We start from the raw sequence: 22,317 nt of genomic DNA on the forward strand, positions 1-22,317 counted from the left end.
TCAGAACAGCCGCGCGTGCCCGGAGTCGATGCCGCGCATCTCGTCGTAGTCGAGCACGACGCATCGGATGCCGCGATCCTCGGCGAGCGTGCGCGCCTGCGGCTTGATCTCCTGCGCGGCGAAGACCCCGACCACCGGCGCGATGCGCGGGTCGCGGTTGAGCAGCTCGAGGTAGCGGGTGAGCTGCTCGACGCCGTCGATCTCGCCGCGGCGCTTGATCTCGACCGCGACCGTGACGCCGGCCTCGTCCTTCGCCAGGATGTCGACGGGTCCGATCGGCGTCATGTACTCGCGCCGCCACAGCTCGAAGCCGTCGCCGAGCCGCTCGATCTGCTCGGCGAGCAGCACCTGCAGGTGCGCCTCGACGCCGTCCTTCACGAGGCCCGGGTCGACGCCCAGCTCGTGGCTCGAGTCGGAGAGCACCTCGTGCACCGAGACGATGAGCGAGTCGCCGGTCTTCTTGTGCGTCACGGTCCACACCTCGGTGATGCCCGCATCCCGCTGGGCCTCGTCGGGCTCGGATGCGTGGAAGACGGCGGGCGGGCTCATCCAGTTGAGCGGCTTGTACGAGCCGCCGTCGGAGTGCACGAGGATCGAGCCGTCTGCCTTGAGCATCAGCACGCGCGGCGCGAGCGGCAGGTGGGCGGACAGGCGGCCCGCGTAGTCGACGGAGCAGTGGGCGACGACGATCCTCACGACCGCACCTCCTGGACGCGGCCGCGCTCGCGCGCGACATGGCTGGTGAGCAGCGAGAGCAAGACGAAGGCGAGCACCGCGAGCATCGCGCTGCGCAGCCCCACGAGGTCGCCGAGCAGGCCGAGCAGCGGCGGCCCGGCGAGGAAGGCGATGTAGCCGATCGCCGAGACGGTGCCGACCCGGGCGGCGGCGAGCCGCGGCTCGTCGGCGGCGGCGCTCATGCCGACCGGGAAGCCGAGGCTCGCGCCGAGGCCCCAGAGCACGACGCCGGTGATGACGAGCGCGGGGTGGTCGGCGAAGATCACGAGCAGCAGACCGATCGCGGCGAGCGCGGCCGTGCCGCGCAGCACCGGCACGCGGCCGAAGCGCGCGAGCAGCCAGACGCCGAGCAGCCGGCCGGCCGTCATCGCGGTGAGGAAGAGCGCCAGCGTGAAGGCGCCGCCCTCGAAGCTGAAGCCGTGGCCGTCGACCATCACGAGCGCGAGCCAGTCGTTGGCGCTGCCCTCGGTGAGCGCCATGCCGAGCACGAGCAGGCCCAGCAGCAGCGTGCGCGGGTCCTTCCAGACGGCGAGGCGCTCGCGGAGCGTGACGGGCTCCTCGTGCTCCTCGACCGCGTCCTCGGGCAGGTGGCGGTAGACGACGACGCCGAGCGCGACGGTGAGCGCGGCCACGAGGGTCGCCTGCCAACCGAGCGTGACGCCCAGCAGCTCGCACAGCCCGCCGAGCCCTGCGCCGGCCACGGTGCCGATCGAGAAGAAGGCGTGGAAGATCGGCATGATCGGCTTGCCCGCCGCGCGCTCGTTCGCCGCCCCGGAGATGTTCATCGCCACGTCGGTGATGCCGGTGAGGCTGCCGCCGAGGATGAAGCCCGCCACCACGAGCCACGGCAGCGACGCCTCCGCGGCCCAGCCCGCGATGGCGAGGCCGCCGGAGACGGCGATCATCCCGAACGAGGCGACGATCCGCGTGCCGGTGGCGTGGATCACGTGGCTCGCGACGAGCAGTCCGGTGATCGAGCCGATCGAGATGCCGAGCAGCAGGAGCCCCATCTCGCCCGTCGAGACGCCGAGCACGTCGCGCACGTGGGGGACCCGAGCCATCCAGCTGGCGAAGCCGAAGCCCATGGTGAAGAAGGCGGCGAAGACGGCATTCCGCCAGGCGATCAGAGGGGGCACTCCGACATTCTGCCGTGCCCGGTGCCACGGCGCACGCGCGGCCGCAGGGCCGGTTGTGCTGGGCGCGCGCAGGAGTAGCGTCGGCATCGTGGCAGGCACGGTCATCGAGACCCCCGTCATCCGGACCTCGGGTCTCGACAAGCGGTTCGGGCGCGTGCGAGCGCTCGACGGGCTCGACCTCGTCGTCGAGCGGGGCGATGTGCACGGCTTCCTCGGGCCCAACGGCGCCGGCAAGTCGACGGCCATCCGGGTGCTGCTCGGGATGCTGCGCGCGAGCGGCGGCGAGGCGCGCGTGCTCGGCATGGACCCCTGGCACGACACCGTGGCGATCCACCGTCGGGTCGCGTACGTGCCGGGCGACGTGACCCTCTGGCCGACCCTGACGGGCGGCGAGGCGATCGACACGATCACGCGGCTGCGAGGCCACCGGGCGCCGGCCGCGGATCGGGCCCGGCTCATCAGCGCCTTCGACTTCGACCCGCGCAGGAGGGCCAAGACCTACTCGAAGGGCAACCGGCAGAAGGTCGCGCTCATCGCGGCCTTCGCGAGCGAGGCCGATCTCTACATCCTCGACGAGCCGACGAGCGGGCTCGACCCGCTCATGGAGAGCGTCTTCCAGGCGGAGGTGCGGCGGATCGCCGACCGCGGCGCGACCGTGCTGCTCTCGAGCCACATCCTGAGCGAGGTCGAGCGGCTCTGCTCCCGGGTGTCGATCATCCGCGACGGCTCGATCGTCGAGTCCGGCACGCTCGACGAGCTGCGGCACCTCCAGCACACCGTGGTGGCCTACCGGGGACCTGCGCCGGAGGGCGTGCCGATCGCCGACGTCTCGATCGACGGCGAGCGCGTGCGCGGCTCGATCGCGGGGGAGGACGTGCCCGCTGTGCTGCGCTGGCTCGGCGAGCGCCGGGCGCAGAGCGTCACGCTCACGCCGCCGAGCCTCGAGGAGCTCTTCCTCCGCCACTACGGCGACGAGCCGCGGGTCGACCGGGCACGCGCGGAGCGCGCGATCGGCGATCGGCACGCGGATGCGTCGGCGGTCGTCGAGGCGCCCGGTCCGGCCGAGGATGTGCGCGCCGTCGAGGATGCCGGTGCGGTCGACGATGCCGGCGCGGCCGCCGCGCCCGCGCATCCGACCGGGCACGGCCGCCACTCGAGGTGAGCGTGACCGGCACCGGACTGCTGCTCGCGGCGGCGCTGCGGCGCGACCGCCTCGTCGTCGTGCTCTGGGTGGTGGGCATCGCGGGCCTCTGGGCTGCGGGCGTCGGCGGCGTCGGCGCGGCGTTCGACGAGTCGGCCAGGCGGGGGCTCGTCGCGCTGCTGTCGGCGCAGCCGGCGCTGCTGCTCGCGCGCGGGGCGCCGGCCGGCACCGGCCTCGGCGCGGTCATGTTCGTGTCGACCTACTCGTACCTCGCTGTGATGGTGGCGTTCATGATGACGTTCTTCGCGGTGCGGCACTCGCGCGGCGACGAGGACGCGGGGCGCGCGGAGCTCGTCCGCGGCACCGCGGTCGGGCGCTGGGCGCCGCTCGTCGCGACGCTGCTCGCCGGCGCGATCGAGCTGGCCCTCGTGTGCGGCGTCACCCTCGCGGCATCCGTGGCGCTCGGCCTGCCGCCGCTCGGCTCGCTGCTGCTGGCGGTGGCGCTCGCGGGCGTCGGGGTGGCCGCGATGCTCGTCGGGCTGTTGGCCGGGCAGGTCTTCCCGACCTCGCGCGCCGCGAACGGCGCGGCGGCGATCGTCGTCGGCGTGTGGTTCTTCGTGCGCGGCATCGGGGACGCGCTGGGCGAGCCGAGCGCCGACCTCACGCGCGTCGAGTCCGCGTGGCTCAGCTGGGCGTCGCCGATCGGCTGGGGCGCGCTGGCGCATCCGTACGCCGACGAGCCGTGGGCGCCCGACGGCACGCCGCTGCTGCTCTTCGTCGCGGCCGCCGTCGTGCTCTGCGCGGTCGTGGTGGTGCTCGAGGCACGGCGGGAGCTGGGCCGCTCGCTGCTGCCGGAGCGGCCGGGGCGGGGCGCCGGCAGCGCCCTGCTCGGCTGGCACCCGGGCGGTGCGCCCGTCGGGCTCACCGGGCGGCTGCTGCTCGGCGCGACCGTGGGCTGGACCGTCGTCGGCCTCGTGCTCGGCGTGATGGCGGGTCGCCTCGCGCCGGTCATCGCGACCGCGCTCTACGACAACCCGGCGCTCGGCGCGATCGTGGCTCGGCTCGGCGAGGAGGGCAGCGGCGACGCGGAGGGCACGTTCATCACGGCGCTGGCCGGCATCCTGGGCGTGATCGCGTGCGCCGCCGCGATGCAGGCGGTGCTGCGGCTGCGGCACGAGGAGCAGGCGCACGGCGAGCTGCTGCTCGCGACGCCGGTGCGGCGATCCGGGTGGCTGGGCAGTCACCTGCTGCTCGGGGCGCTCGCGGCGCTCACGACGCTCGCGGGCTTCACCGTGGTGACCGGCGCGTCGCTCGCCGCGAGCGACGACGACCGCTGGCGGCAGCTCGTCGACATCGCCGTCACGCACCTGCCGCTCGTCGCGATCTACCTCGCCGTCGGCGCGGCGCTCGTCGCCTTCCTGCCGTCGACGGTCGCGTGGCTCGGCTGGGTGCTGCTCGTGGGGCTCATGCTCGTGGGGGAGTTCGCGCCGCTCTTCGGCGACGCGTGGGCGTGGATCGAGAACATCAGCCCGTTCCACTGGGTCGCGAACCCGCTCGCCGCTGATCCCGACTGGACCGGCAGCTGGTGGCTGCTGGGCGTCGCGGCGGTGCTGCTCGCCGCGTCGGTGCTGCGCTTCCGCCGCCGCGACGCCCTCGTCTGACTAGCCGCAGGTCGCGAGCAGCATCGGCACGAGCAGCGCGTTCAGGTCGTAGAGCGGCGTCGGCGACCCGGAGCTGTCGCGCCCCGTCACGCCGAACGACACCTGGCGCTCCCCGTCGGCGGAGGTGTAGGCGACGCTGACCGTGCCCATGGCGCCGCCGTCGTGGCCGTACATCCAGGCGCCCGGCTCGCACGGGTCCGGGACGCGGTAGACGCCGAGCCCGTAGGCGAGGGGTGCCTCGCTCACCGGCTCGAGCATGACGTCGAGCAGCTCGGCCGGCACCACACGGCCGGTCACGAGGGCCTCGGTGAAGGTCGCGAGGTCCTCCGTCGTGGTCACGACCGCGCCGGCGTGCGAGAAGAACGTGGGGTCGAAGTGCCGGAGGTCGTGCCAGGCGGCGCCGTCCCACAGCGCCTCCTGCAGGGCGTTGCCGCGCATCCCCGGAGCGTCGGGGTAGCTCGTGGCGCGCATGCCGAGCGGTCGCCAGATGCGGTCGCGCAGCAGGTCGCCGACCGCCTCGCCCGTGGCGGCCTCGAGCGCCACCCCGAGCGCGACGTAGCCGACGTTGGAGTAGACGAAGCCGCCCGGCTCCGTCCACGTGCCGGCGTTCGCCGCCGCGAGGTGCTCCTCGTCCGGGTAGTGCTCGCCGAGCGCGGCGATGGTCTGCTCGATCGAGGTCGGGTCCGCGACGTGCCCGAGCAGCAGCGCGTCGGTGCCGTACGGCGTGCCGGCGGTGTGGCTGAGCAGCTGCCGCAGCGTGACCTCCGGGTGGCCGGGGAAGATGCCGGGCACGACGTCGTCGATCCGGGTATCGAGGGTCCACGTGCCCGCCGCGACCTCCTGCAGCACGAGCGCGGCGATCATCATCTTCGTGTTGCTCGCGGCGCGGAACGGGCTGTGCGGCAGCGCCGGAGGGTTCCGGTCGAGCCCGCGCGTGCCCGCCGCATCTGCCCAGGCACGACGGCCGACCTCGACGCGTGCGGTCACGCCGATCGCGCCATCGGCGACGAGCGCCTCGACCGCGGCGTCGAGCTGGGCGTGGGTCTCGCCGGCGGCGGAGGGCGCCGATCGCTGTGCGGCGGCGGCTGCCGGGGCGGCGGGCGCCGACCACAGCTGCTGGTGGAGCGCCGCCTCGTCAGGCGCGGTCGGTGCGACGGGCGCGGCGCTCGCGGCCGTCAGTGCCGTCACGGCGGCGATGGCTGCGGCGGTGGTCAGGACGTGTCGGGCTCGCATGCGTGTCTCCTCCTCGATCGGGGCCGGCTCGATCGGGGTGCTGGCACCTCGCGCCGACCCGTCCACCGTTGCAGGGAGCGCGCGGTGGCGCATCCGCCGCCCGACGGACACCGCTCGGCCGCGCGACGGAGGCGCGGGTTCAGCGCACCGCGCCGAGGCGCAGCCACGCGTCGGAGCGGGCGCGGAGCCCGAGCGTGATGGCGCGCGCGCCCAGGTAGCCGAACGAGAACGCCGCCCAGATGACGGCGAGCGCATCCCAGCCCGTGACGAGCGCGAGCAGCAGCAGCGGCAGGTACGCCGCGAGGTTCACGATGCCGGTCCAGGCGAGGTAGCGGGCGTCGCCGGCGCCGATCAGCACGCCGTCGAGCACGAAGACGAAGCCCGCGATCGGCTGCGCGAGCGCGAGCAGCACGAGCGCGACCGGCAGCGCCGAGCGCACGTCGGCGTCGGTCGTGAAGACGCCGCCGAGCACCCAGGCGACCGAGAGCAGCAGCGCGCCGACGACGCATCCGAAGCCCACGCCCCAGCGCTGCAGCCGTCGTGTCACCGCGCGTGCCTGCGCGCCGTCGTGCGCGCCGAGCGCCTTGCCCACCATCGCCTGCCCGGCGATCGCGAGCGCGTCGAGGGCGAAGGCGAGCGTCGAGAAGAGGGTGAACGCGATCTGCGTCGCGGCGAGCGCCGTCGTGCCCGCCTGCGTCGCGACCGCGGTGGTGGCGAGCAAGGCCGCGCGGAGCGAGAGCGTGCGGACGAAGAGCCAGCCGCCGGTCGACGCGGTGCGCCCGAGGTCGCCCCACCGGATGCCGAGCGGCACGCGTTCCCGGATCGCGGCGCGCACCGCGGACCAGACGAAGAACGCGGCCATGCCCCACTGCGCGATCACGGTGCCGAGCGCGCTCCCCGCGACGCCGAGCCCGGCGCCGTAGATGAGGGCGACGTTGAGCGCCGCGTTCGCCGCGAAGCCGATCGCGGCGACGACGAGCGGCGTGCGGGTGTCCTGCAGCCCGCGCAGCAGACCGGTCGCGGCGAGCACGATGAGCATCGCCGGCAGGCCGAGGATCGAGATGCCGAGGTACACCGCGGCGTGCTCGGTGACGGCGGATGCGGCGCCGAAGAGCGCGACGACCGGGCCCGCGAGCGGGGCGGTCGCGAGCAGCGCGACGCCGGCGACGATCGCGAGCCAGATGCCGTCGATGCCGGCGCGGATCGCGCCCGGCCGGTCGCCCGCGCCGAGCAGCCGCGCGACCGCGGGCGTGGTGCCGTACGCGAGGAAGATCAGCAGCCCGACGACGGTCGAGAGCACCGCGACGCCGATGCCGACGCCCGCGAGCTCCTCCGCCCCCAGGTGGCCGACGAGCGCGGTGTCGACGAGCAGGAACGCGGGCTCGGCCACGAGCGCCCCGAGCGCGGGGACGGCGAGGGCGAGGATCTCCCGATCCAGCGCATCCGCCCGCCTCCGCACCCGCCAACGCTAGCGGGGCGCGCTCGCCCTAGGCTGGCGGCATGACCACCCTGCCCTCCGGCCTCCCCGTCGACGACTTCAGCGACCGCATCCGGCCGCAGGACGACCTCTTCCTCCACGTTCACGAGCGCTGGCTCGAGCGCACCGAGATCCCCGACGACAAGGCGCGCTGGGGCTCGTTCGCCGTGCTGGCGGAGGAGGCGGAGCGAGCCGTGCGCGAGATCGTGATCGAGATGCAGGAGGCCGAGCCGGGCACCGACGCGCGCAAGGTCGGCGATCTCTACGCCTCGTTCCTCGACGAGGCGGCGGCGGACGCGAAGGGCATCGATCCGATCCGGCCGCTGCTCGAGCGCGTCGAGCAGGTGACCGACGTCGATGGCCTGCTCGCCCTCATCGGCGACCTCGAGGCCATCGGCGGCCCGAGCATCGCCGGCCAGTGGGTCGACACCGACCCCGGCGACCCCGGGCGCTACATCGTGCAGATGAGCCAGGGCGGCCTCGGCATGCCCGACGAGTCGTACTACCGCGAGGAGGGCTTCGCAGAGGTGCGCGAGGCCTACCTGACCCACCTGACGACGATGTTCGGCCACCTCGGCGCGGAGCACCCGGAGGCGGAGGCCGCGACGGTGTTCGCGCTCGAGACCGAGCTCGCGACCCACCACTGGGACCGCGTCGCCTCCCGCGACGACGAGAAGACCTACAACCTGCAGCGGCCCGCGGAGGCGCACCCGCGCCTGCAGCCGTGGCTGCGGGCGATCCGCGCACCGGAAGGCGTCTTCGACGAGGTGGTCGTGCGACAGCCGAGCTACTTCGAGGGGCTCGCGACGATGCTCGTGGAGGAGCGGCTCGACGAGTGGAAGGCGTGGCTCCGGATGAGCATCATGCACGCGTTCGCCTCCTACCTGTCGACGCAGATCTCGCGCGACCAGTTCGCGTTCTACGGCACGGTGCTGACCGGCGCGAGCGTGCAGCGCGAGCGCTGGAAGCGCGGGGTCTCGCTCGTCGAGGGTCTGCTCGGCGACGCAGTCGGCAAGATCTACGTCGAGCGGCACTTCCCGCCGCACGCGAAGGCCGCGATGGACGTGCTCATCGAGCACCTCGTGGGCGCCTACCGCGAGTCGATCGCGGCGCTCGAGTGGATGAGCGAGGGCACCAGGGCGCGAGCCCTCGAGAAGCTCGAGCAGTTCACGCCGAAGATCGGCTACCCCGCCCGCTGGCGCGACTACGGTTCGCTCGAGATCGGCGACGACCTCGTCGCCAACGTGCAGGCGGCGACCCGGTTCGAGCACGACCGGGAGCTCGCGAAGATCGGCAGGCCGATCGACCGCGACGAGTGGTTCATGAACCCGCAGACGGTGAACGCCTACTACAACCCGGGCTTCAACGAGATCGTCTTCCCCGCCGCGATCCTGCAGCCGCCGTTCTTCGACGCTGGGCGCGACGCCGCGTCGAACTTCGGCGCGATCGGCGCCGTCATCGGCCACGAGATCGGCCACGGCTTCGACGACCAGGGCTCGAAGTACGACGGCGAGGGCCGGCTGTCCGACTGGTGGACCGACGACGACCGGGCCGCCTTCGAGGAGCGCACCGGATCGCTCATCGCGCAGTACGACGCGCTCGAGCCGGCCGCGGCCCCTGGCACCACGGTGAACGGCGCGCTCACGATCGGCGAGAACATCGGCGACCTGGGCGGGCTCGGCATCGCGTGGAAGGCCTACGTCGCGTCGCTCGGCGGGGAGGAGGCGCCGGTCATCGACGGCTACACCGGCGCCCAGCGCTTCTTCCTGTCGTGGGCGTACGCCTGGCAGCTGAAGATCCGCACCGAGGAGGCCATCCGGCTCGCGTCGCTCGACCCGCACTCGCCGAACGAGCACCGCACGAACCAGGTGGTGAAGAACCTCGGCGCGTTCGTCGAGGCCTTCGACGTGCGTCCGGGCGACGGCCTGTGGCTCGACCCGGCGGCGCGCGTCACGATCTGGTGACGGGTCAGGCCCCCGGCGAGCGCAGCAGCGCGCCGAGCTCGTCGAGCGCGCCCGGCACGACGCGGAAGTAGGCCCAGCGTCCGCGCTGCTCGCGCTCGACGAGCCCCGCGGCGGCGAGCACCTTGGCGTGGTGGGATGCCGTGGGCTGCGACACCTCGATGGCCTCGGCGAGGTCGCACACGCAGATCTCGCCGTCCGTGGCCGCGAGCATCGACAGCATCCGCAGTCGGGAGGGGTCGGCGACCGCCTTGAGGCGCGCGGCGAGCGCCTCGGCCTCGGCGCGCTCGAGCGCGGGTCCTCCTGGTGTGCAGCAGACGTCGGCGGGCATGTCGCACATCCTCTCATATCGATGCGCATCGATGTGGTAGACATCGATGGACATCGATGAGAGGAGGTGCGCGATGGACGAGCAGATCCTGGCTGAGGCTCGCCGCGAGTGCTGCGGCGACGGCTGCTGCTGAAGCATGCGGGGCGGGCCGCGCGCCCGCCCCGCACCGCAGCGGCGGGGGGCGAACCTGGGAGCGCGCCGCGGTCTCGCGTGGGTATCGTTGGGGCGACCAGGTCCAGCACAGCTGGCCCCCGAACGTCAGGAGCGAACATGCGCGGCAGGATCCTCTTCGTGATCGGCCTCGGCGCGGGCTACGTGCTCGGAGCGAAGGCCGGACGGCAGCGGTACGAGCAGATCGCGAGCACCGCCGACAAGGTGTGGAACTCGCCTAGCGTCAAGAAGCAGCGCCACGACGTGCAGCACTTCGTCGAGACGAAGGCGCCCAAGCTCGTCGAGACCGCGACCGACGCGGCCGGCGACGCCATCGGCAAGGTGACGAAGCGCAAGGGCCGCCGCGGCGACCACGGCTCTGAGATCGCGCGCCCCGAGGACGTCTGATGGTCCAGCGCAAGTCGCTCGGCGATCTCCTGTCCGAGACGCCGCAGCTCATCGTCGACCTCGTCAAGGCCGAGATCGCGCACCTGAAGGGCGAGCTGTCCGAGAAGGCCAAGGGCCTCGGCGTGGGCGCCGCGCTGCTCGCCGCCGCCGGCTTCTTCGCGATCTTCCTCTTCTCCTGGCTCATCTACGCCGGGTTCGAGGGCCTCAACGTCGTCTTCGCGCCCTGGCTCTCGGCGCTCATCGTCTCGGCGGTGCTGCTCGTCGTGGTCGCGATCCTGGCGCTCGCGGGCCTCGGCTCGATCAAGAAGAACAAGGACTTCGACGACCTCGAGGCCGTCGACAGCATCAAGGACGACGTGAACATGGTGCGCGGGCTCGGCCACGCGGCCGATGGCACGAACCCGCTCGACGACCTGCCCGCGCCGTCGGGGACCGGGGCGACGGTCGCGGCGCCCAGGACGAACGGAGACGTGCGATGACCGACCAGCGCGAGATCGACCGCAAGCGCGAGGAGCTGCGCCAGCACCTCAACGAGATCGAGGACCGCGTCAACCCCAAGAAGGTCGCGGACCGCGTGGTGGGCAAGGCCCAGGACTCCTACAACGAGGACCCCACGCCCTGGATCGCCGGCGCTGCCGGTGTCGCCGTGCTCGTGCTGGGCGGCATCGCCCTCGCGATCTTCGGCCGCAAGTAGCAGCCCGCGCCGTCAGCCGACCTCGGCCACCAGGCCGGGGAGGAGCCGCAGGTTGCGCGCGACCACGCCGCCGAGCTCCCAGGCCGACTGCTGCTCCGTCGCCGCGGCGATCGCCTCGAAGGTGACGGTCTGGAACACCAGGTCGGCGAGCGGGGCGAGGCGCAGCGCGCGGTCGACGTCGACGTCCGGATGCGCGGCGCGCCAGACCGCGGCGTAGACCGCCTCCGCAGCCGATGCGGATGCGTCGTCCGCGAACCGCGTGAGGTGCGTCGCGTCCAGGAACGGGTGGCTCACGCAGCCGTCGGTCCAGTCGAAGATGCGCAGCGCGCGGCCGTCCCAGGCGACGTTGCCCAGGTGCAGGTCGCCGTGCGCGAGGGTCTCGGGGACGCCGGCCTCCCAGCACGCGCGCGTCAGCGCGACCGCGCGGTCGGCCGACGCGCGGACGTCGGCCAGCTCCGCATCCGTGAGCAGCGCGAGCTCGGCGCTCGAGGCGAGGAGGCGCAGGAAGGCTGCGATCGTCTCGTCGGCGCCCCGGTGCTCGAGGCCCGCAGCCAGCAGCGCGGGCACGTGCTCGATCGCGTCGAGCTGCGCGGCCGCCCACCGCTGGGCGACCTCCACCGCGGTGCCCGCCGCCTGCGCACCCGGCTCGGTGCCGGCCATCGGCTCCATGAGCAGCCAGCCCTCGTCGCGCTCGATCGCGACGAGCCGCGGCACGAGGTCGGGCAGCAGGCGCTCGACCGCGGCGTGGATGCTCGCCTCGCGCCGGAAGTGCTCGCAGGAGGCCTTGCACCACAGCTCGCCGTCGTCGGTCGGCACGCGCACGACGGCAGAGATGCTCCACAGCCGGAACGGCTCGACCGGTCCCGTGCGTCGCCGCCCGCTCGGCGCGAGGACGGCGTCGATCCACGCCTCGACGAGGTCGAACCATCCCGGGCGGAACCAGGCGGGCCGCAGCGCCGGCGACCGCCCGGGGTCGAGCTCGGCGATCGCGTGCGCCACCACGGCGGCGTGGCCGGGGTCCGCGAGAGCGTCGGGTGCGACGAAGGCGCCGTCGGGTGCGCCGCCGCGCATGCCCACGAGGTGCACGAAGCCGCCGTCGGCGAGCCTCGCGGTCGGTGCGAGCGGGATGTCGCCGCCGACCAGGGCGAGGACGTCGGCGAGCGCATGGCCGTCGTGGTCCGCCTGCAGGTCGGGCAGCACCGGCAGCGCACCCGTCCCGTCCACGAGCACGACGCCGCGGTGGATGAGCGCGACGTGCTCGACCGCCGCGATCGGCGGCTCCTAGGCGGCGGCCTCGACCGCGCGAAGCTCGCGGCGGTCGACGGTGAGCTCGGCGAGGTCGACGCGCACCGCCGTCTCCGGCGCCATGCGGTTCCAGCCGTCGCCCGTCAGCCCGCTCGAGGTCACGGCGATCGAGCCGTCCTCCGAGCGACGCCAGGAGAGCTGGTAGTAGTGGTCGACGTGGCCGGCCGGCAGGTCGTCGCCGAGCCCCGACTCCTCGAACAGCTCGTGGGGGATCGGCGCGCCTTGGTTGGCGTGCACCGCGATGAGCTCGCGGGGCGAGAGCACCAGCAGGTTGAGCGCCGAGGTGGGGAACTCGCGCCGCAGCTCGGTCACCGTCGCGGTGACGGCGTCGAACAGCGGCTCGCCGGCGTCGTGCCGGCGCAGGATGAGCGCGAAGACCACCGCGGTGTCGGTCTCGCCGCCCACGCGGGCGAGCTCCTCGTCCGTCACCTTCGCCCGCAGCCGGGCGAAGGGCGTCACCGAGCCGTTGTGCGCGAGCACGATCTCGTCGACGCGGAACGGGTGGGTGTTCTGCACCCGGCTCGCGAAGCCCTCGGTCGCGAGGCGCAGGTGCGTGAGGCGAGCGCGCGATGGCGTGTCGCCGAGCGCGTCGGTGAGGTCGGGGTTGTCGAGGCCGCGCACGGGGTCGCGGTAGCGGCGCACGGCGTCGCCGTCGAGCCACGCGGTGCCCCAGCCGTCGGTGTGCAGTCGGCCGAGCCGCTGCCACTCCACGGCGGCGCGAGCGCCGATCACGTCCTTCGTCGTGGCAGGGGCGGGGGAGACGTGCGCCAGCAGTCTGCACATGGTCTTCCCCCTCTCCGTCCCCTCCATCCTCTCGCATCCTGCGCGCCGATGTCGGATGCGTCGTCACACTCGGTCACACAGGGCGAGCCGAGGCGCCGACCCACAGCCGCGCGGCGGCGCTCCCGGCTGTCGCGCGCCGATGCGGGAGGATGGTGGGATGACCGTCGAGCTCACCCCGGAGCAGCTGGCGATCTTCGCATCCATCGAGGACGGCGACGGCCACCTGTTCATCACCGGCCGCGCTGGCACGGGCAAGTCGACGCTGCTGCGCCACCTGACCGAGCACTCGAAGAAGCAGATCATCGTGTGCGCGCCGACCGGTGTCGCCGCGCTCAACGTGGGCGGCCAGACGATCCACTCGCTGCTGAAGCTGCCGCTCGGCGTGATCGCCGACGCGCCGCTGCGGCAGAGCGCCGAGCTCAAGCGCATGCTCGGCAAGCTCGACCTACTCGTCATCGACGAGATCTCGATGGTGAACGCCGACCTCATGGATGCGATCGACCGGTCGCTGCGCCAGGCCCGCGGGGTGCGATCCGTGCCGTTCGGCGGCGTGCAGGTCGTGATGTTCGGCGACCCCTACCAGCTCGCGCCGGTGCCGGGTGATGCCGAGGAGCGCGCCTACTTCGCCGACCACTACGAGTCGATGTGGTTCTTCGACGCGCGCGTGTGGCGCGAGGAGTGCGATCTCACCGTGGTCGAGCTCGTGCACATCCACCGCCAGACCGACCTGGAGTTCAAGCAGGCGCTCAACGCGGTGCGGCACGGCACCGTGACCGCCGACATCGCGCAGCTGCTCAACGACGCCGGCGCGCGCACGCCGCCCGGCGACGACGTGCTCACGCTCGCGACCCGCAACGACACCGTCAACCGCATCAACGCGCGCGAGCTCGCGCGCCTCCCCGGCAGGCACAAGACGGCGATGGCCGAGATCTCCGGCGACTTCGGCGGCCGGCAGTACCCGGCCGACGCCGAGCTGCAGATCAAGCTCGGCGCGCAGGTGATGTTCCTGCGCAACGACGCGGAGGGGCGCTGGGTCAACGGCTCGCTCGGCAAGGTCGTCGACATCGGCGGCACCGTCTGGGTCGAGGTCGACGGCCAGCAGCACGAGGTGGAGCCGGCGGTGTGGGAGCAGTACCGCTACTCCTACTCGCCGACCACGAAGGAGATCAAGCGCAACGTGGTGGCCGAGTTCACGCAGTTCCCGCTGCGGCTCGCGTGGGCGGTCACGATCCACAAGTCGCAGGGCAAGACCTTCGATCGGGCGGTCGTCGACCTCGGCACCCGCGCGTTCGCGCCCGGCCAGACCTACGTGGCGCTGTCGCGGCTCACGTCGCTCGAGGGCCTCTACCTCACGCGGCCGCTGCGGCCCGCCGACATCATCGTCGACCAGCGGGTGCGCCGCTTCATCCACGAGGTGCGCGAGCGCGACGCCGCGCGCGCGGCGCGCGACGACCTGCGCCGGGAGCCGGCGCGCGATGCCGCGCCCGCGGAGACGGCTGCCGAGGAGGATCGGCGCGACCGCGTCGACGCCTTCGCCTCCGACGCGCCGCCGCCCTTCTAGCGGCTCAGCGCGCCACGGGAGGGGCGCTGTGGTCCATCACCGGCAGCGCCGCGAGCTCCCGCAGGAACCGGGTCGCCGCCCGCCGCTCCTCGCTCGTCATCGCAGCGGCCACCGCGAAGCGGCGCGTGTGGTCCCTGCCGACCGACGCCGTCGCGGTCTCCCGCGTCTCGTCGGTGACGACGATCGAGAGCGCGCGGCGATCGGTCGGATGCGCCTCGCGGCGGATGTGCCCGGCGTGCTCGAGGCGGTCGAGCAGCTTCGTCACCGACGGCCCGGTGATCCCGAGGTGCTCGGCGAGCATCGTCGAGGTCACGATGCGCCCCTCGCGACGGGCGACCATGAGGAAGCGGACCGCGCGCATGTCGTTCTCGTTGAGCTTCATGAAGCGCCGGGTGGCCTCGCTGTGCGCCTCGGACGCCTGGTGCCAGCGCCGCAGCGCGTGGAAGAGGTCCATGACCTCCTCGACGTCGGCGTCGCTCATCCCGAGCTCGGTCACCAGCTCGGCCGATGCGTCGAGGCGCCGGGGGTCGAGCATCGCTCGCTGCTCGGCGGGGATGTCCTCGGGGCGCATCATGTGCCCATAGTAGGACGAAAGACTCATAGTTGCGTAGGCTCACTATTTGCTACGGTGTGGTCATGACGATCATCGAGCCGCTCGAGCAGGAGCTCGTCGTCCTCCTCGACGAGCGACGCGAGCCGATCGGCTCTGCGCCGAAGGCCACGGTGCACACGACGTCGACCGCGCTACACCTGGCGTTCTCGTGCCACGTGCTCGACAACGCCGGGCGCATGCTCGTCACGCGTCGCGCGCTCTCGAAGGTCGCGTGGCCCGGCGTGTGGACGAACTCCTGCTGCGGCCACCCCGCGCCCGGCGAGTCGATGGAGGCGGCCGTGCGCCGCCGGCTGCAGCACGAGCTCGGCGCCGAGGTGGGCGAGCTCGAGCTCGCGCTCCCGGACTTCGCCTACCGCGCGGTCGACGCGAGCGGCATCGTCGAGAACGAGGTCTGCCCCGTCTTCGTCGGCCGCGTCGTCGGCGCGCTCGACCCGGATCCGACCGAGGTGGCCGAGTGGCAGTGGGTCGAGCCCGACCAGCTGCTCGCGGGCATCCGTGCCACGCCGTGGGCGTTCAGCCCCTGGCTCGTGCTGCAGGCCGAGCAGCTGCCCGCGCTCGTGGGTGCGCCGTGACCGCCGTCGACACGCCGACGCTGCTCGCCGAGGTCGAGCAGCGGATCGCGCTGCTCGCAGCCCCGACGGGGCAGCACCCGGTGCAGGTCGCGGCCCAGCACGCCGTCACGGGCGGCAAGCTGCTGCGCCCGCGGCTCGTCGTCGCCGCCGCGGGTGAGCGCGCCGATCGCGAGGCGGTGATCGCGACCGCCGCGGTGGTCGAGCTGCTGCACGCGGCGCTGCTCGTCCACGACGACGTCATCGACGCCGACGACGAGCGCCGCGGCCAGCCGTCCCTGTCCCGCGCCGCCGCCGACACGGCGATCGCCGCCGGCATCCCCGCCGCGACCGCCGCGCGCATCGGCATGACCACGGCGATCGTCGCGGGTGATGCCCTGCTCGTGCGCGCGATCGCGGCGCTCGCGCGGCTCGACGTGCCGACGGCCGTGCGCATCCGGCTCGCCGACATCGTCGAGCGCGCGATGGTGCGGGCGGCGGAGGGCGAGCACGACGACGTCCTCTTCGCCGGCGCCGTGCCCGACGAGGCGGCGATCGGCCGCATCCTCGAGGGCAAGACGGCCGACTACTCCTTCCGCGCGCCGCTCGAGCTGGGCGCCGTGCTCGGCGGTCGCGACGAGGCCGTGATCGCCGAGCTCGGCGCGATCGGCCTGCGGATGGGCGTGCTCTACCAGCTGCGCGACGACGTGCTCGGCGTCTTCGGCGACGAGGCGGTCACGGGCAAGAGCGTGCTCAGCGACATCCGGGCCGGAGCGCCGACGCTGCTCTCGGCGCTCGCGAGCCGCGACCCGGCGTGGGCGCGCGTCGCGCACCACTACGGCGACCCGACGGCAGACGAGGGCGCCGCGGCGCGCATCCGGGCCGTCATGCGCGGCAGCGGGGCGCTCGCGGAGGTCGAGCGGCGCATCGACGCCGAGTGCGCGGCCGTGAAGGCGCTGCTCGAGGCTGCGCCGATCGAGGCGTCCCTGCGGGCCGAGCTCACCACGATCGTCGGGCGCTGCGCGGAGCGGGGACGATGACGGGCCTCGAGCTCTACACCGCGACCGCTCGGCGGGCGAGCTCCGCGGTGATCGCCGCCTACTCGACCTCGTTCGGCATGGCGAGCCGGCTGCTGCCGCCGGCGATGCGCGGCGACATCCAGACCGTCTACGCGCTCGTCCGCGTCGCCGACGAGATCGTCGACGGCCCGGGCGCGGAGTCGGGGCTCGACGTGGCCGCGTGCCGTCGCGTGCTCGACGGGCTCGAGCAGGAGGTCGAGCGCGCGATCGCGACCGGCTTCAGCGCCGACCTCGTCGTCCACGCCTTCGCCGAGACGGCCCGCAGGGTCGGCATCGACCGCGGGCAGACCGCGCCGTTCTTCGCCGCCATGCGCCGCGACCTCGACCCCGTCGCGTTCGCCGACGACCGCGAGCTGCGGCAGTACGTCTACGGCTCCGCCGAGGTGGTGGGCATCATGTGCGTGCGCTGCTTCACCGTCGGCCGCAGCCTGCCCGACGCTGAGGCTCGGCGGGTGGCGCGCGGCGCCCGGGCGCTCGGCAGCGCCTTCCAGGTCGTCAACTTCCTGCGCGACCTCGGTGCCGACGCCCAGGGGCTCGGCCGCACGTACCTGCCGGGGCTCGACCCCGCGCATCCCACCGACGAGGCCGTGGGCCGCGTGCTCGACCGGCTCGAGGGCGAGCTGCGCATCGCGCGCGGCACGATCCCGAGCCTGCCGCGCGAGGCGCGGCCCGCCGTCACGGCGGCGCACGACCTCTTCGCCTCGCTCGCGCGCCGCATCCGGGCGACCCCGGCTGCCGAGCTGCCGACGCGGCGCATCAGCGTGCCGCGCAGCGAGAAGGCGGCGATCATCGCCCGGGCGGCGCTCGGCGCCGGCCTGGCGCGCGCCTCCGCGTCGTCCGTCCGGATGCCGCGGCCGGAGCCCGTCCGATGAGCCGCATCGTCGTGATCGGCGGCGGCATCGCGGGGCTCGCGAGCGCCGGGCTGCTCGCGCGCGACGGGCACGACGTCACGCTCGTCGAGCAGTCGGACGCGCTCGGCGGCCGCGCAGGGGTGTGGCGCTCGCGGGGCTTCACGTTCGACACCGGCCCGTCGTGGATGCTCATGCGCGAGCCGTACGAGCACTCGTTCCGGATGCTCGGCTCGAGCCTCGATGCCGAGCTCGACGTCGTGCGGCTCGACCCCGCCTACCGGGTGCTCTTCGAGGGCGAGTCCGAGGCGCTCGAGATCTCGGGCGACCTCGCGACCACGATCGAGCGCGTCGAGGCGATCGAGCCGGGTGCCGGCGCGCGCCTGCGCCGCTACCTCGACTCGGCGACCGAGACCGCGGCGCTCGCGACCGGCGGCCTGCTCTCCAACCGGTTCGACTCGCCTCGCGCGTTCGCCGGGATGGGGCTCGCGCGGCGCTTCCCGACCCTCGCCCGGCTGCTCGTGGAGTCGCTCGAGTCGCGCATCGCGCGCTCGTTCCGCGATCGCCGGCTGCGGCAGGCGCTCGGCTACCCGGCCGTGTTCCTGGGCACCGAGCCGAGGTCCGCGCCTTCGATGTACCACCTGATGAGCCACTTCGACCTCGTCGAGGGCGTCTGGTACCCGCAGGGCGGCTTCACCCGGATCGTGGAGGCGCTGGCGCGGCTCGCGACCGAGGCCGGCGCGACGCTCCGCACCGGCGCGCGCGTCGAGCGCATCCTCGTCGAGGACGGCGCGGCGCGCGGCGTCGTGCTCGCCGGTGGCGAGCGCCTCGAGGCCGACCTCGTCGTGTCCGCCGCCGACGGCCACGCGACCGACACGAAGCTGCTCGCGCACGTGCCGGGCGTCGCCGAGCGCGGGCGCCGCCGCTGGGCGCGCGGCGTCGCCGGCCCGTCCGCCGTGCTCGTCATGCTCGGCGTCGAGGGGCAGCTCCCCGAGCTCGAGCACCACACGCTGCTGTTCACGCGCGACTGGGAGGAGGGCTTCCGCCGCATCTTCGGGCCGCCTGCCGCCGATCCCGCCGACGGCGTGACCGATCCCGCCTCGCTCTACGTCAGCCGCACCTCCGCGACCGACCCCTCCGTCGCACCCGCGGGCCACGAGGCGCTCTTCGTGCTCGTGCCGGTCCCCGCCGACGTGCGCCTCGGTGCCGGCGGCGTCGACGGCGCCGGCGACACGGCCGTCGAGGCCATCGCGGACCGGGCGATCGCGCAGATCGCCGAGTGGGCCGGCGTCGACGACCTCGCGGGCCGCATCGTCACGCGCCGCACGGTCGGCCCCGCCGACTTCGCCGCCGACTTCGACGCCTGGCGCGGCACCGCCCTCGGCCCCGCGCACACGCTGCGGCAGAGCGCGTTCCTGCGCGGCTCGACGAAGCACCCGCGGGTGCGCGACCTGCTGCTCGCCGGCTCGACGACCGTGCCCGGCATCGGGGTGCCGATGTGCTTGATCTCTGCAGAGCTCGTCGTGAAGCACGTGCGGGGCGATCGCTCGACGGGCCCGCTGCAGCCGCTCGCGCCCTCGACCGAAGGCGCGCGATGAGCCTCGCGTACCTCGGTGCGATCGCCGTCGCGGCGCTCGGCACCGGCGCGCTCGACGCCCGCTACCGCCTCGCCCTGTTCCGCGACGCCCCGCGCGCCCTGCTGGCGGTGGTGCTCACCGCGCTCGTGATGGTCGGCTTCGACCTCGCGGCCATCGCGACCGGCAACTTCCGGCTCGGAGCGTCGCCGTGGATGACAGGCATCGAGGTGCTGCCGCACCTGCCGATCGAGGAGCTGGCCTTCCTGCTCTTCCTCGCCTACGTCGCGCTCGTCGCCTTCACCGGCGCGGAGCGCGTGCTCGTGTCGCGCCGGACGAGGGAGGCGTCGTGACCTACGCGCTGCTGCTCGCGCCGCTGCTGGCGGCCGCGCTCGTCGCGATCGTCGTCGCGCTCCGGCGGCGTCGCCGCAGCTGGGCGTCGCTCGCCATCGCCGCCGCGATCCTGCTCGCCCTCACGATCGCCTTCGACTCGGTCATGATCGCGATCGACCTGTTCCGCTACGACGACGCCCTGCTGCTCGGTCCGCGCGTGGGCCTTGCCCCCGTCGAGGACCTCGCCTACGCGCTCATCGCCCTCTTCGTCGTGGTCGCGCTCTGGCGACTGCTGCCCACGCGCATCCGCTCGTCGCGCGCCGCGCGCGCGAGCTGGGCGGACCGCGCGCCCGGCAGCGCGGGAGCAGGGGAGCGCGCGGATGCCTGAGGTCGATCGCGCGACCGGCCTCGGCCGCCGCCTGCTGCTCGCCTCCCGGCCGGTCAGCTGGATCAACACCGCGTTCCCGTTCGCCGCCGCGATGCTGCTCACCACCGGCGAGGTCGACGCGCGGCTCGTCATCGGCACCCTCTTCTTCCTCGTGCCGTACAACCTCGCGATGTACGGCATCAACGACGTCTTCGACTACGAGTCCGACGCGAACAACCCCCGGAAGGGCGGCGTCGAGGGCGCACTGCTGCCGCCGTCGACGCACCGCGCGACGCTCGCGTGGTCGGTCGGCCTCGCGGCGCCCTTCGTGCTCGTGCTCATCGCGCTCGGCGGGCCCGCGTCGTGGGCGGTGCTCGCGGTCAGCCTCTTCGCGGTCGTCGCCTACTCCGCCAAGGGGCTGCGCTTCAAGGAGGTGCCAGTGCTCGACTCCGTCACCTCGAGCACGCACTTCGTCAGCCCCGCCGTCTACGGGCTCGTGCTCGCCGGCGCCGACTGGAGCCCGCAGCTCGTCGCGGTGCTCGCCGCCTTCTTCTGCTGGGGGATGGCGAGCCACGCCTTCGGCGCCGTGCAGGACGTCGTGCCCGACCGCGAGGCCGGGATCGGCTCGATCGCGACCGCGCTCGGCGCCCGGACGACCGTGCGGCTCGCCATCGCGCTCTGGGCGGCGGCCGGCTCGCTCATGCTGCTCACGCCGTGGCCCGCGTGGCTCGCGGCTGCCGTCGCGCTGCCCTACATCGCGCTCGCCGCGCCGTTCTGGAGCGTCACCGACGCCGACAGCGCCGCCGCCAACCGCGGCTGGCGGCGGTTCCTGTGGGTCAACTACGCCGCCGGCTTCGTGGTGACGATGGTCTGCATCCTGTGGGCGATGGGCATGCGATGAGCGGCCGTCGCGTGCTCGTCACCGGCGCCACCGGCTACGTCGGCGGTCGCCTCGCCCCGCGCCTCGTCGAGGCGGGGCACACGGTGCGCGTGCTCGCCCGCGACCCCGGGCGGCTGCGCGACGCGGCATGGGCGGGTGCGGTCGAGATCGTCCGCGGCGACCTGGAGGCGCCCGGCGACGTGCAGCGCGTCATGGCGGGCATCGACGTCGTCTACCACCTCGTCCACGCGATGGGCGCGGGCGGCGACTTCGCGAAGGCCGAGCTCGTCCAGGCCCGGCACGTCGCTGCGGCGGCGAAGGCGGCGGGCGTGCAGCGCATCGTGTACCTGTCGGGGCTGCACCCCGAGGGCGAGCACCTGTCGAAGCACCTCGCGTCGCGCGTCGCGGTCGGCGATGTGCTGCTGGCCTCCGGCGTGCCGACGATCGTGCTCGAGGCGGGCATCGTGATCGGCTCGGGCTCCGCCTCCTTCGAGATGATCCGGCACCTCACCGACGTGCTGCCCTACATGCCCGCGCCCCGCTGGGTGCGCAACTTCGTGCAGCCGATCGCGGTGCGCGATGTGCTGCACTACCTCGTCGAGGCGGCCTCGGTGCCCGGCGACGTGCACGGCACCTTCGACATCGGCGGCCCGGACGTGCTGCGCTACGGCCAGGTGATGAACGGCTACGCGGTCGAGGCCGGGCTGCCGCAGCGGCCGATCGCGCCGCTCCCGGTGCTCACCCCGTGGCTCGCCTCCCAGTGGGTCAACCTCGTGACCCCGGTGCCGCGCGCGATCGCGATCCCGCTGATCGGCTCGCTGCTGCACGACTGCGTCGTCGAGGAGCGGCGCATCGACGCCGTCATCCCGCCGCCCGAGGGCGGCCTCACCGGCTACCGCAAGGCCGTGCGCCTCGCGCTCGCGCGGGAGCGCTCCGGCGACATCGAGTCGAGCTGGCGCTCCGCGTCGGCGGCCGGCGCCCCCTCGGACCCGCTGCCGAGCGATCCGCGGTGGTCGGGCACGACGGTGTTCGAGGATGCGCGGGAGCGCACGACCTCGGCGTCGCCGGCGGCCGTCTGGGCGGTCGTCGAGTCGATCGGCGGCGCTCGCGGCTGGTACTCCGTGCCGCTGCTCTGGAGCCTTCGCGGCCTCGCGGACCGGCTCGTCGGCGGCGTCGGCCTGCGCCGCGGCCGCCGGGACCCCGACCGGCTGCGCGAGGGCGACACGGTCGACTGGTGGCGCGTCGAGCGCATCGACCGCGGCCGGCTGCTGCGGCTGCGCGCCGAGATGAAGGTGCCGGGGCGGGCCTGGATCGAGTTCGAGGTCACGCCGGAGGGCGAGGGGGCGCACTACCGCCAGCGCGCCATCTTCCTGCCGAGCGGCCTCACCGGCCGCCTCTACTGGTGGTCGCTCGTCCCCGCGCACCACGTGATCTTCGAGGCGATGGCGAGCCGGCTGGTCGGCGTCGCGGAGGCGTCCGAGCGCACCGCTCGCGGCTAG

23 protein-coding genes are annotated in these 22,317 nt (G+C 73.9%); 15 read left to right on the plus strand and 8 right to left on the minus strand.

Annotation, left to right across the window (positions count from 1 at the left end; all coding sequences use genetic code 11):
• Together nucS and ABIB37_RS05390 are read right to left on the minus strand one after the other, a co-directional pair.
• Positions 1-696 carry an endonuclease NucS gene (nucS, locus tag ABIB37_RS05385; protein WP_354257685.1) on the minus strand — a complete coding sequence of 232 codons (696 nt, stop codon included), beginning with the start codon at positions 694-696 and terminating at the stop codon, positions 1-3.
• Complete coding sequence (locus ABIB37_RS05390) at positions 693-1,871, minus strand: MFS transporter (protein ID WP_354257688.1); 1,179 nt, start codon at positions 1,869-1,871, stop codon at positions 693-695. The genes nucS and ABIB37_RS05390 overlap by 4 nt, the downstream gene beginning before the upstream one ends.
• An 88-nt stretch (positions 1,872-1,959) precedes the next feature.
• On the opposite strand from ABIB37_RS05390, the gene ABIB37_RS05395 reads away from it, so the two are divergent.
• Both ABIB37_RS05395 and ABIB37_RS05400 read left to right on the plus strand, forming a co-directional pair.
• A complete protein-coding gene (locus ABIB37_RS05395; RefSeq protein ID WP_354257690.1) occupies positions 1,960-3,033 on the plus strand; it encodes an ABC transporter ATP-binding protein in 1,074 nt (357 codons plus the stop codon).
• Positions 3,034-3,035: 2 nt separating this feature from the next.
• Positions 3,036-4,673, plus strand: coding sequence for an ABC transporter permease (locus tag ABIB37_RS05400; protein WP_354257693.1), 1,638 nt, complete (start codon positions 3,036-3,038; stop codon positions 4,671-4,673).
• Here the strand turns inward: ABIB37_RS05400 and ABIB37_RS05405 are convergent, their stop codons facing one another.
• Positions 4,674-5,906, minus strand: a complete 1,233-nt coding sequence (locus ABIB37_RS05405; RefSeq protein ID WP_354257696.1) for a serine hydrolase domain-containing protein — start codon at positions 5,904-5,906, stop codon at positions 4,674-4,676.
• A gap of 139 nt (positions 5,907-6,045) precedes the next feature.
• Positions 6,046-7,365 carry an MATE family efflux transporter gene (locus ABIB37_RS05410; protein ID WP_354257699.1) on the minus strand — a complete coding sequence of 440 codons (1,320 nt, stop codon included), beginning with the start codon at positions 7,363-7,365 and terminating at the stop codon, positions 6,046-6,048.
• A 41-nt stretch (positions 7,366-7,406) separates the two neighbouring features.
• Between ABIB37_RS05410 and ABIB37_RS05415 the strand changes: the two genes are divergently transcribed.
• On the plus strand, positions 7,407-9,347 hold the full coding sequence (locus ABIB37_RS05415; protein WP_354257702.1) for a M13 family metallopeptidase: 1,941 nt from the start codon (positions 7,407-7,409) through the stop codon (positions 9,345-9,347).
• A 4-nt stretch (positions 9,348-9,351) separates the two neighbouring features.
• Here ABIB37_RS05415 and ABIB37_RS05420 read toward each other — a convergent pair whose 3' ends face one another.
• Positions 9,352-9,675: an ArsR/SmtB family transcription factor gene (locus ABIB37_RS05420; protein ID WP_354257704.1), complete on the minus strand. Its 324-nt coding sequence runs from the start codon at positions 9,673-9,675 to the stop codon at positions 9,352-9,354.
• Positions 9,676-9,945: 270 nt separating this feature from the next.
• On the opposite strand from ABIB37_RS05420, the gene ABIB37_RS05425 reads away from it, so the two are divergent.
• Genes ABIB37_RS05425 through ABIB37_RS05435 form a run of 3 tightly spaced genes read left to right on the plus strand, consistent with a single transcriptional unit; the run spans position 9,946 to position 10,927 of the window.
• Positions 9,946-10,233 (plus strand): hypothetical protein, encoded by a 288-nt coding sequence (locus ABIB37_RS05425; RefSeq protein WP_354257707.1) that lies wholly within the window; start codon positions 9,946-9,948, stop codon positions 10,231-10,233.
• The gene (locus tag ABIB37_RS05430) at positions 10,233-10,712 is read left to right on the plus strand and encodes a phage holin family protein (protein ID WP_354257709.1); all 480 of its coding nucleotides are present in this window, start codon (positions 10,233-10,235) and stop codon (positions 10,710-10,712) included. Before ABIB37_RS05425 ends, ABIB37_RS05430 begins: the two co-directional genes overlap by 1 nt.
• Entirely contained in the window at positions 10,709-10,927 is a 219-nt protein-coding gene (locus tag ABIB37_RS05435) for a DUF3618 domain-containing protein (RefSeq protein ID WP_354257711.1), read from the plus strand. The genes ABIB37_RS05430 and ABIB37_RS05435 overlap by 4 nt, the downstream gene beginning before the upstream one ends.
• A 12-nt stretch (positions 10,928-10,939) precedes the next feature.
• Here ABIB37_RS05435 and ABIB37_RS05440 read toward each other — a convergent pair whose 3' ends face one another.
• Positions 10,940-12,157, minus strand: a complete 1,218-nt coding sequence (locus ABIB37_RS05440) for an aminoglycoside phosphotransferase family protein (protein WP_354257713.1) — start codon at positions 12,155-12,157, stop codon at positions 10,940-10,942.
• 51 nt (positions 12,158-12,208) lie between these two features.
• On the minus strand, positions 12,209-13,015 hold the full coding sequence (locus ABIB37_RS05445; protein WP_354257715.1) for a class II glutamine amidotransferase: 807 nt from the start codon (positions 13,013-13,015) through the stop codon (positions 12,209-12,211).
• A 157-nt stretch (positions 13,016-13,172) separates the two neighbouring features.
• Between ABIB37_RS05445 and ABIB37_RS05450 the strand changes: the two genes are divergently transcribed.
• Positions 13,173-14,576 carry an ATP-dependent DNA helicase gene (locus ABIB37_RS05450; RefSeq protein WP_354257718.1) on the plus strand — a complete coding sequence of 468 codons (1,404 nt, stop codon included), beginning with the start codon at positions 13,173-13,175 and terminating at the stop codon, positions 14,574-14,576.
• Between the two features lie 4 nt (positions 14,577-14,580).
• Here ABIB37_RS05450 and ABIB37_RS05455 read toward each other — a convergent pair whose 3' ends face one another.
• The gene (locus ABIB37_RS05455) at positions 14,581-15,150 is read right to left on the minus strand and encodes a MarR family winged helix-turn-helix transcriptional regulator (protein WP_354257721.1); all 570 of its coding nucleotides are present in this window, start codon (positions 15,148-15,150) and stop codon (positions 14,581-14,583) included.
• Between the two features lie 62 nt (positions 15,151-15,212).
• Between ABIB37_RS05455 and idi the strand changes: the two genes are divergently transcribed.
• The 8 genes from idi to ABIB37_RS05495 are packed head-to-tail and all read left to right on the plus strand — an operon-like array spanning position 15,213 to position 22,317.
• On the plus strand, positions 15,213-15,761 hold the full coding sequence (gene idi / locus ABIB37_RS05460; RefSeq protein ID WP_354257724.1) for an isopentenyl-diphosphate Delta-isomerase: 549 nt from the start codon (positions 15,213-15,215) through the stop codon (positions 15,759-15,761).
• Positions 15,758-16,777, plus strand: coding sequence for a polyprenyl synthetase family protein (locus ABIB37_RS05465; protein WP_354257727.1), 1,020 nt, complete (start codon positions 15,758-15,760; stop codon positions 16,775-16,777). The genes idi and ABIB37_RS05465 overlap by 4 nt, the downstream gene beginning before the upstream one ends.
• The gene (locus ABIB37_RS05470) at positions 16,774-17,688 is read left to right on the plus strand and encodes a phytoene/squalene synthase family protein (protein ID WP_354257729.1); all 915 of its coding nucleotides are present in this window, start codon (positions 16,774-16,776) and stop codon (positions 17,686-17,688) included. Before ABIB37_RS05465 ends, ABIB37_RS05470 begins: the two co-directional genes overlap by 4 nt.
• Positions 17,685-19,262 carry a phytoene desaturase family protein gene (gene crtI / locus ABIB37_RS05475; RefSeq protein ID WP_354257732.1) on the plus strand — a complete coding sequence of 526 codons (1,578 nt, stop codon included), beginning with the start codon at positions 17,685-17,687 and terminating at the stop codon, positions 19,260-19,262. Before ABIB37_RS05470 ends, crtI begins: the two co-directional genes overlap by 4 nt.
• Positions 19,259-19,591 (plus strand): lycopene cyclase domain-containing protein, encoded by a 333-nt coding sequence (locus ABIB37_RS05480; protein ID WP_354257735.1) that lies wholly within the window; start codon positions 19,259-19,261, stop codon positions 19,589-19,591. The genes crtI and ABIB37_RS05480 overlap by 4 nt, the downstream gene beginning before the upstream one ends.
• Positions 19,588-19,959, plus strand: a complete 372-nt coding sequence (locus ABIB37_RS05485; RefSeq protein ID WP_354257738.1) for a lycopene cyclase domain-containing protein — start codon at positions 19,588-19,590, stop codon at positions 19,957-19,959. The genes ABIB37_RS05480 and ABIB37_RS05485 overlap by 4 nt, the downstream gene beginning before the upstream one ends.
• A complete protein-coding gene (locus ABIB37_RS05490; protein WP_354257741.1) occupies positions 19,952-20,839 on the plus strand; it encodes a prenyltransferase in 888 nt (295 codons plus the stop codon). The genes ABIB37_RS05485 and ABIB37_RS05490 overlap by 8 nt, the downstream gene beginning before the upstream one ends.
• Positions 20,836-22,317, plus strand: coding sequence for an SDR family oxidoreductase (locus tag ABIB37_RS05495; protein ID WP_354257744.1), 1,482 nt, complete (start codon positions 20,836-20,838; stop codon positions 22,315-22,317). The genes ABIB37_RS05490 and ABIB37_RS05495 overlap by 4 nt, the downstream gene beginning before the upstream one ends.

Origin of the sequence: Agrococcus sp. UYP10, from assembly GCF_040547205.1 — a bacterium.
In the GTDB taxonomy this organism is placed as follows: Bacteria; Actinomycetota; Actinomycetes; order Actinomycetales; family Microbacteriaceae; genus Agrococcus; species Agrococcus jenensis.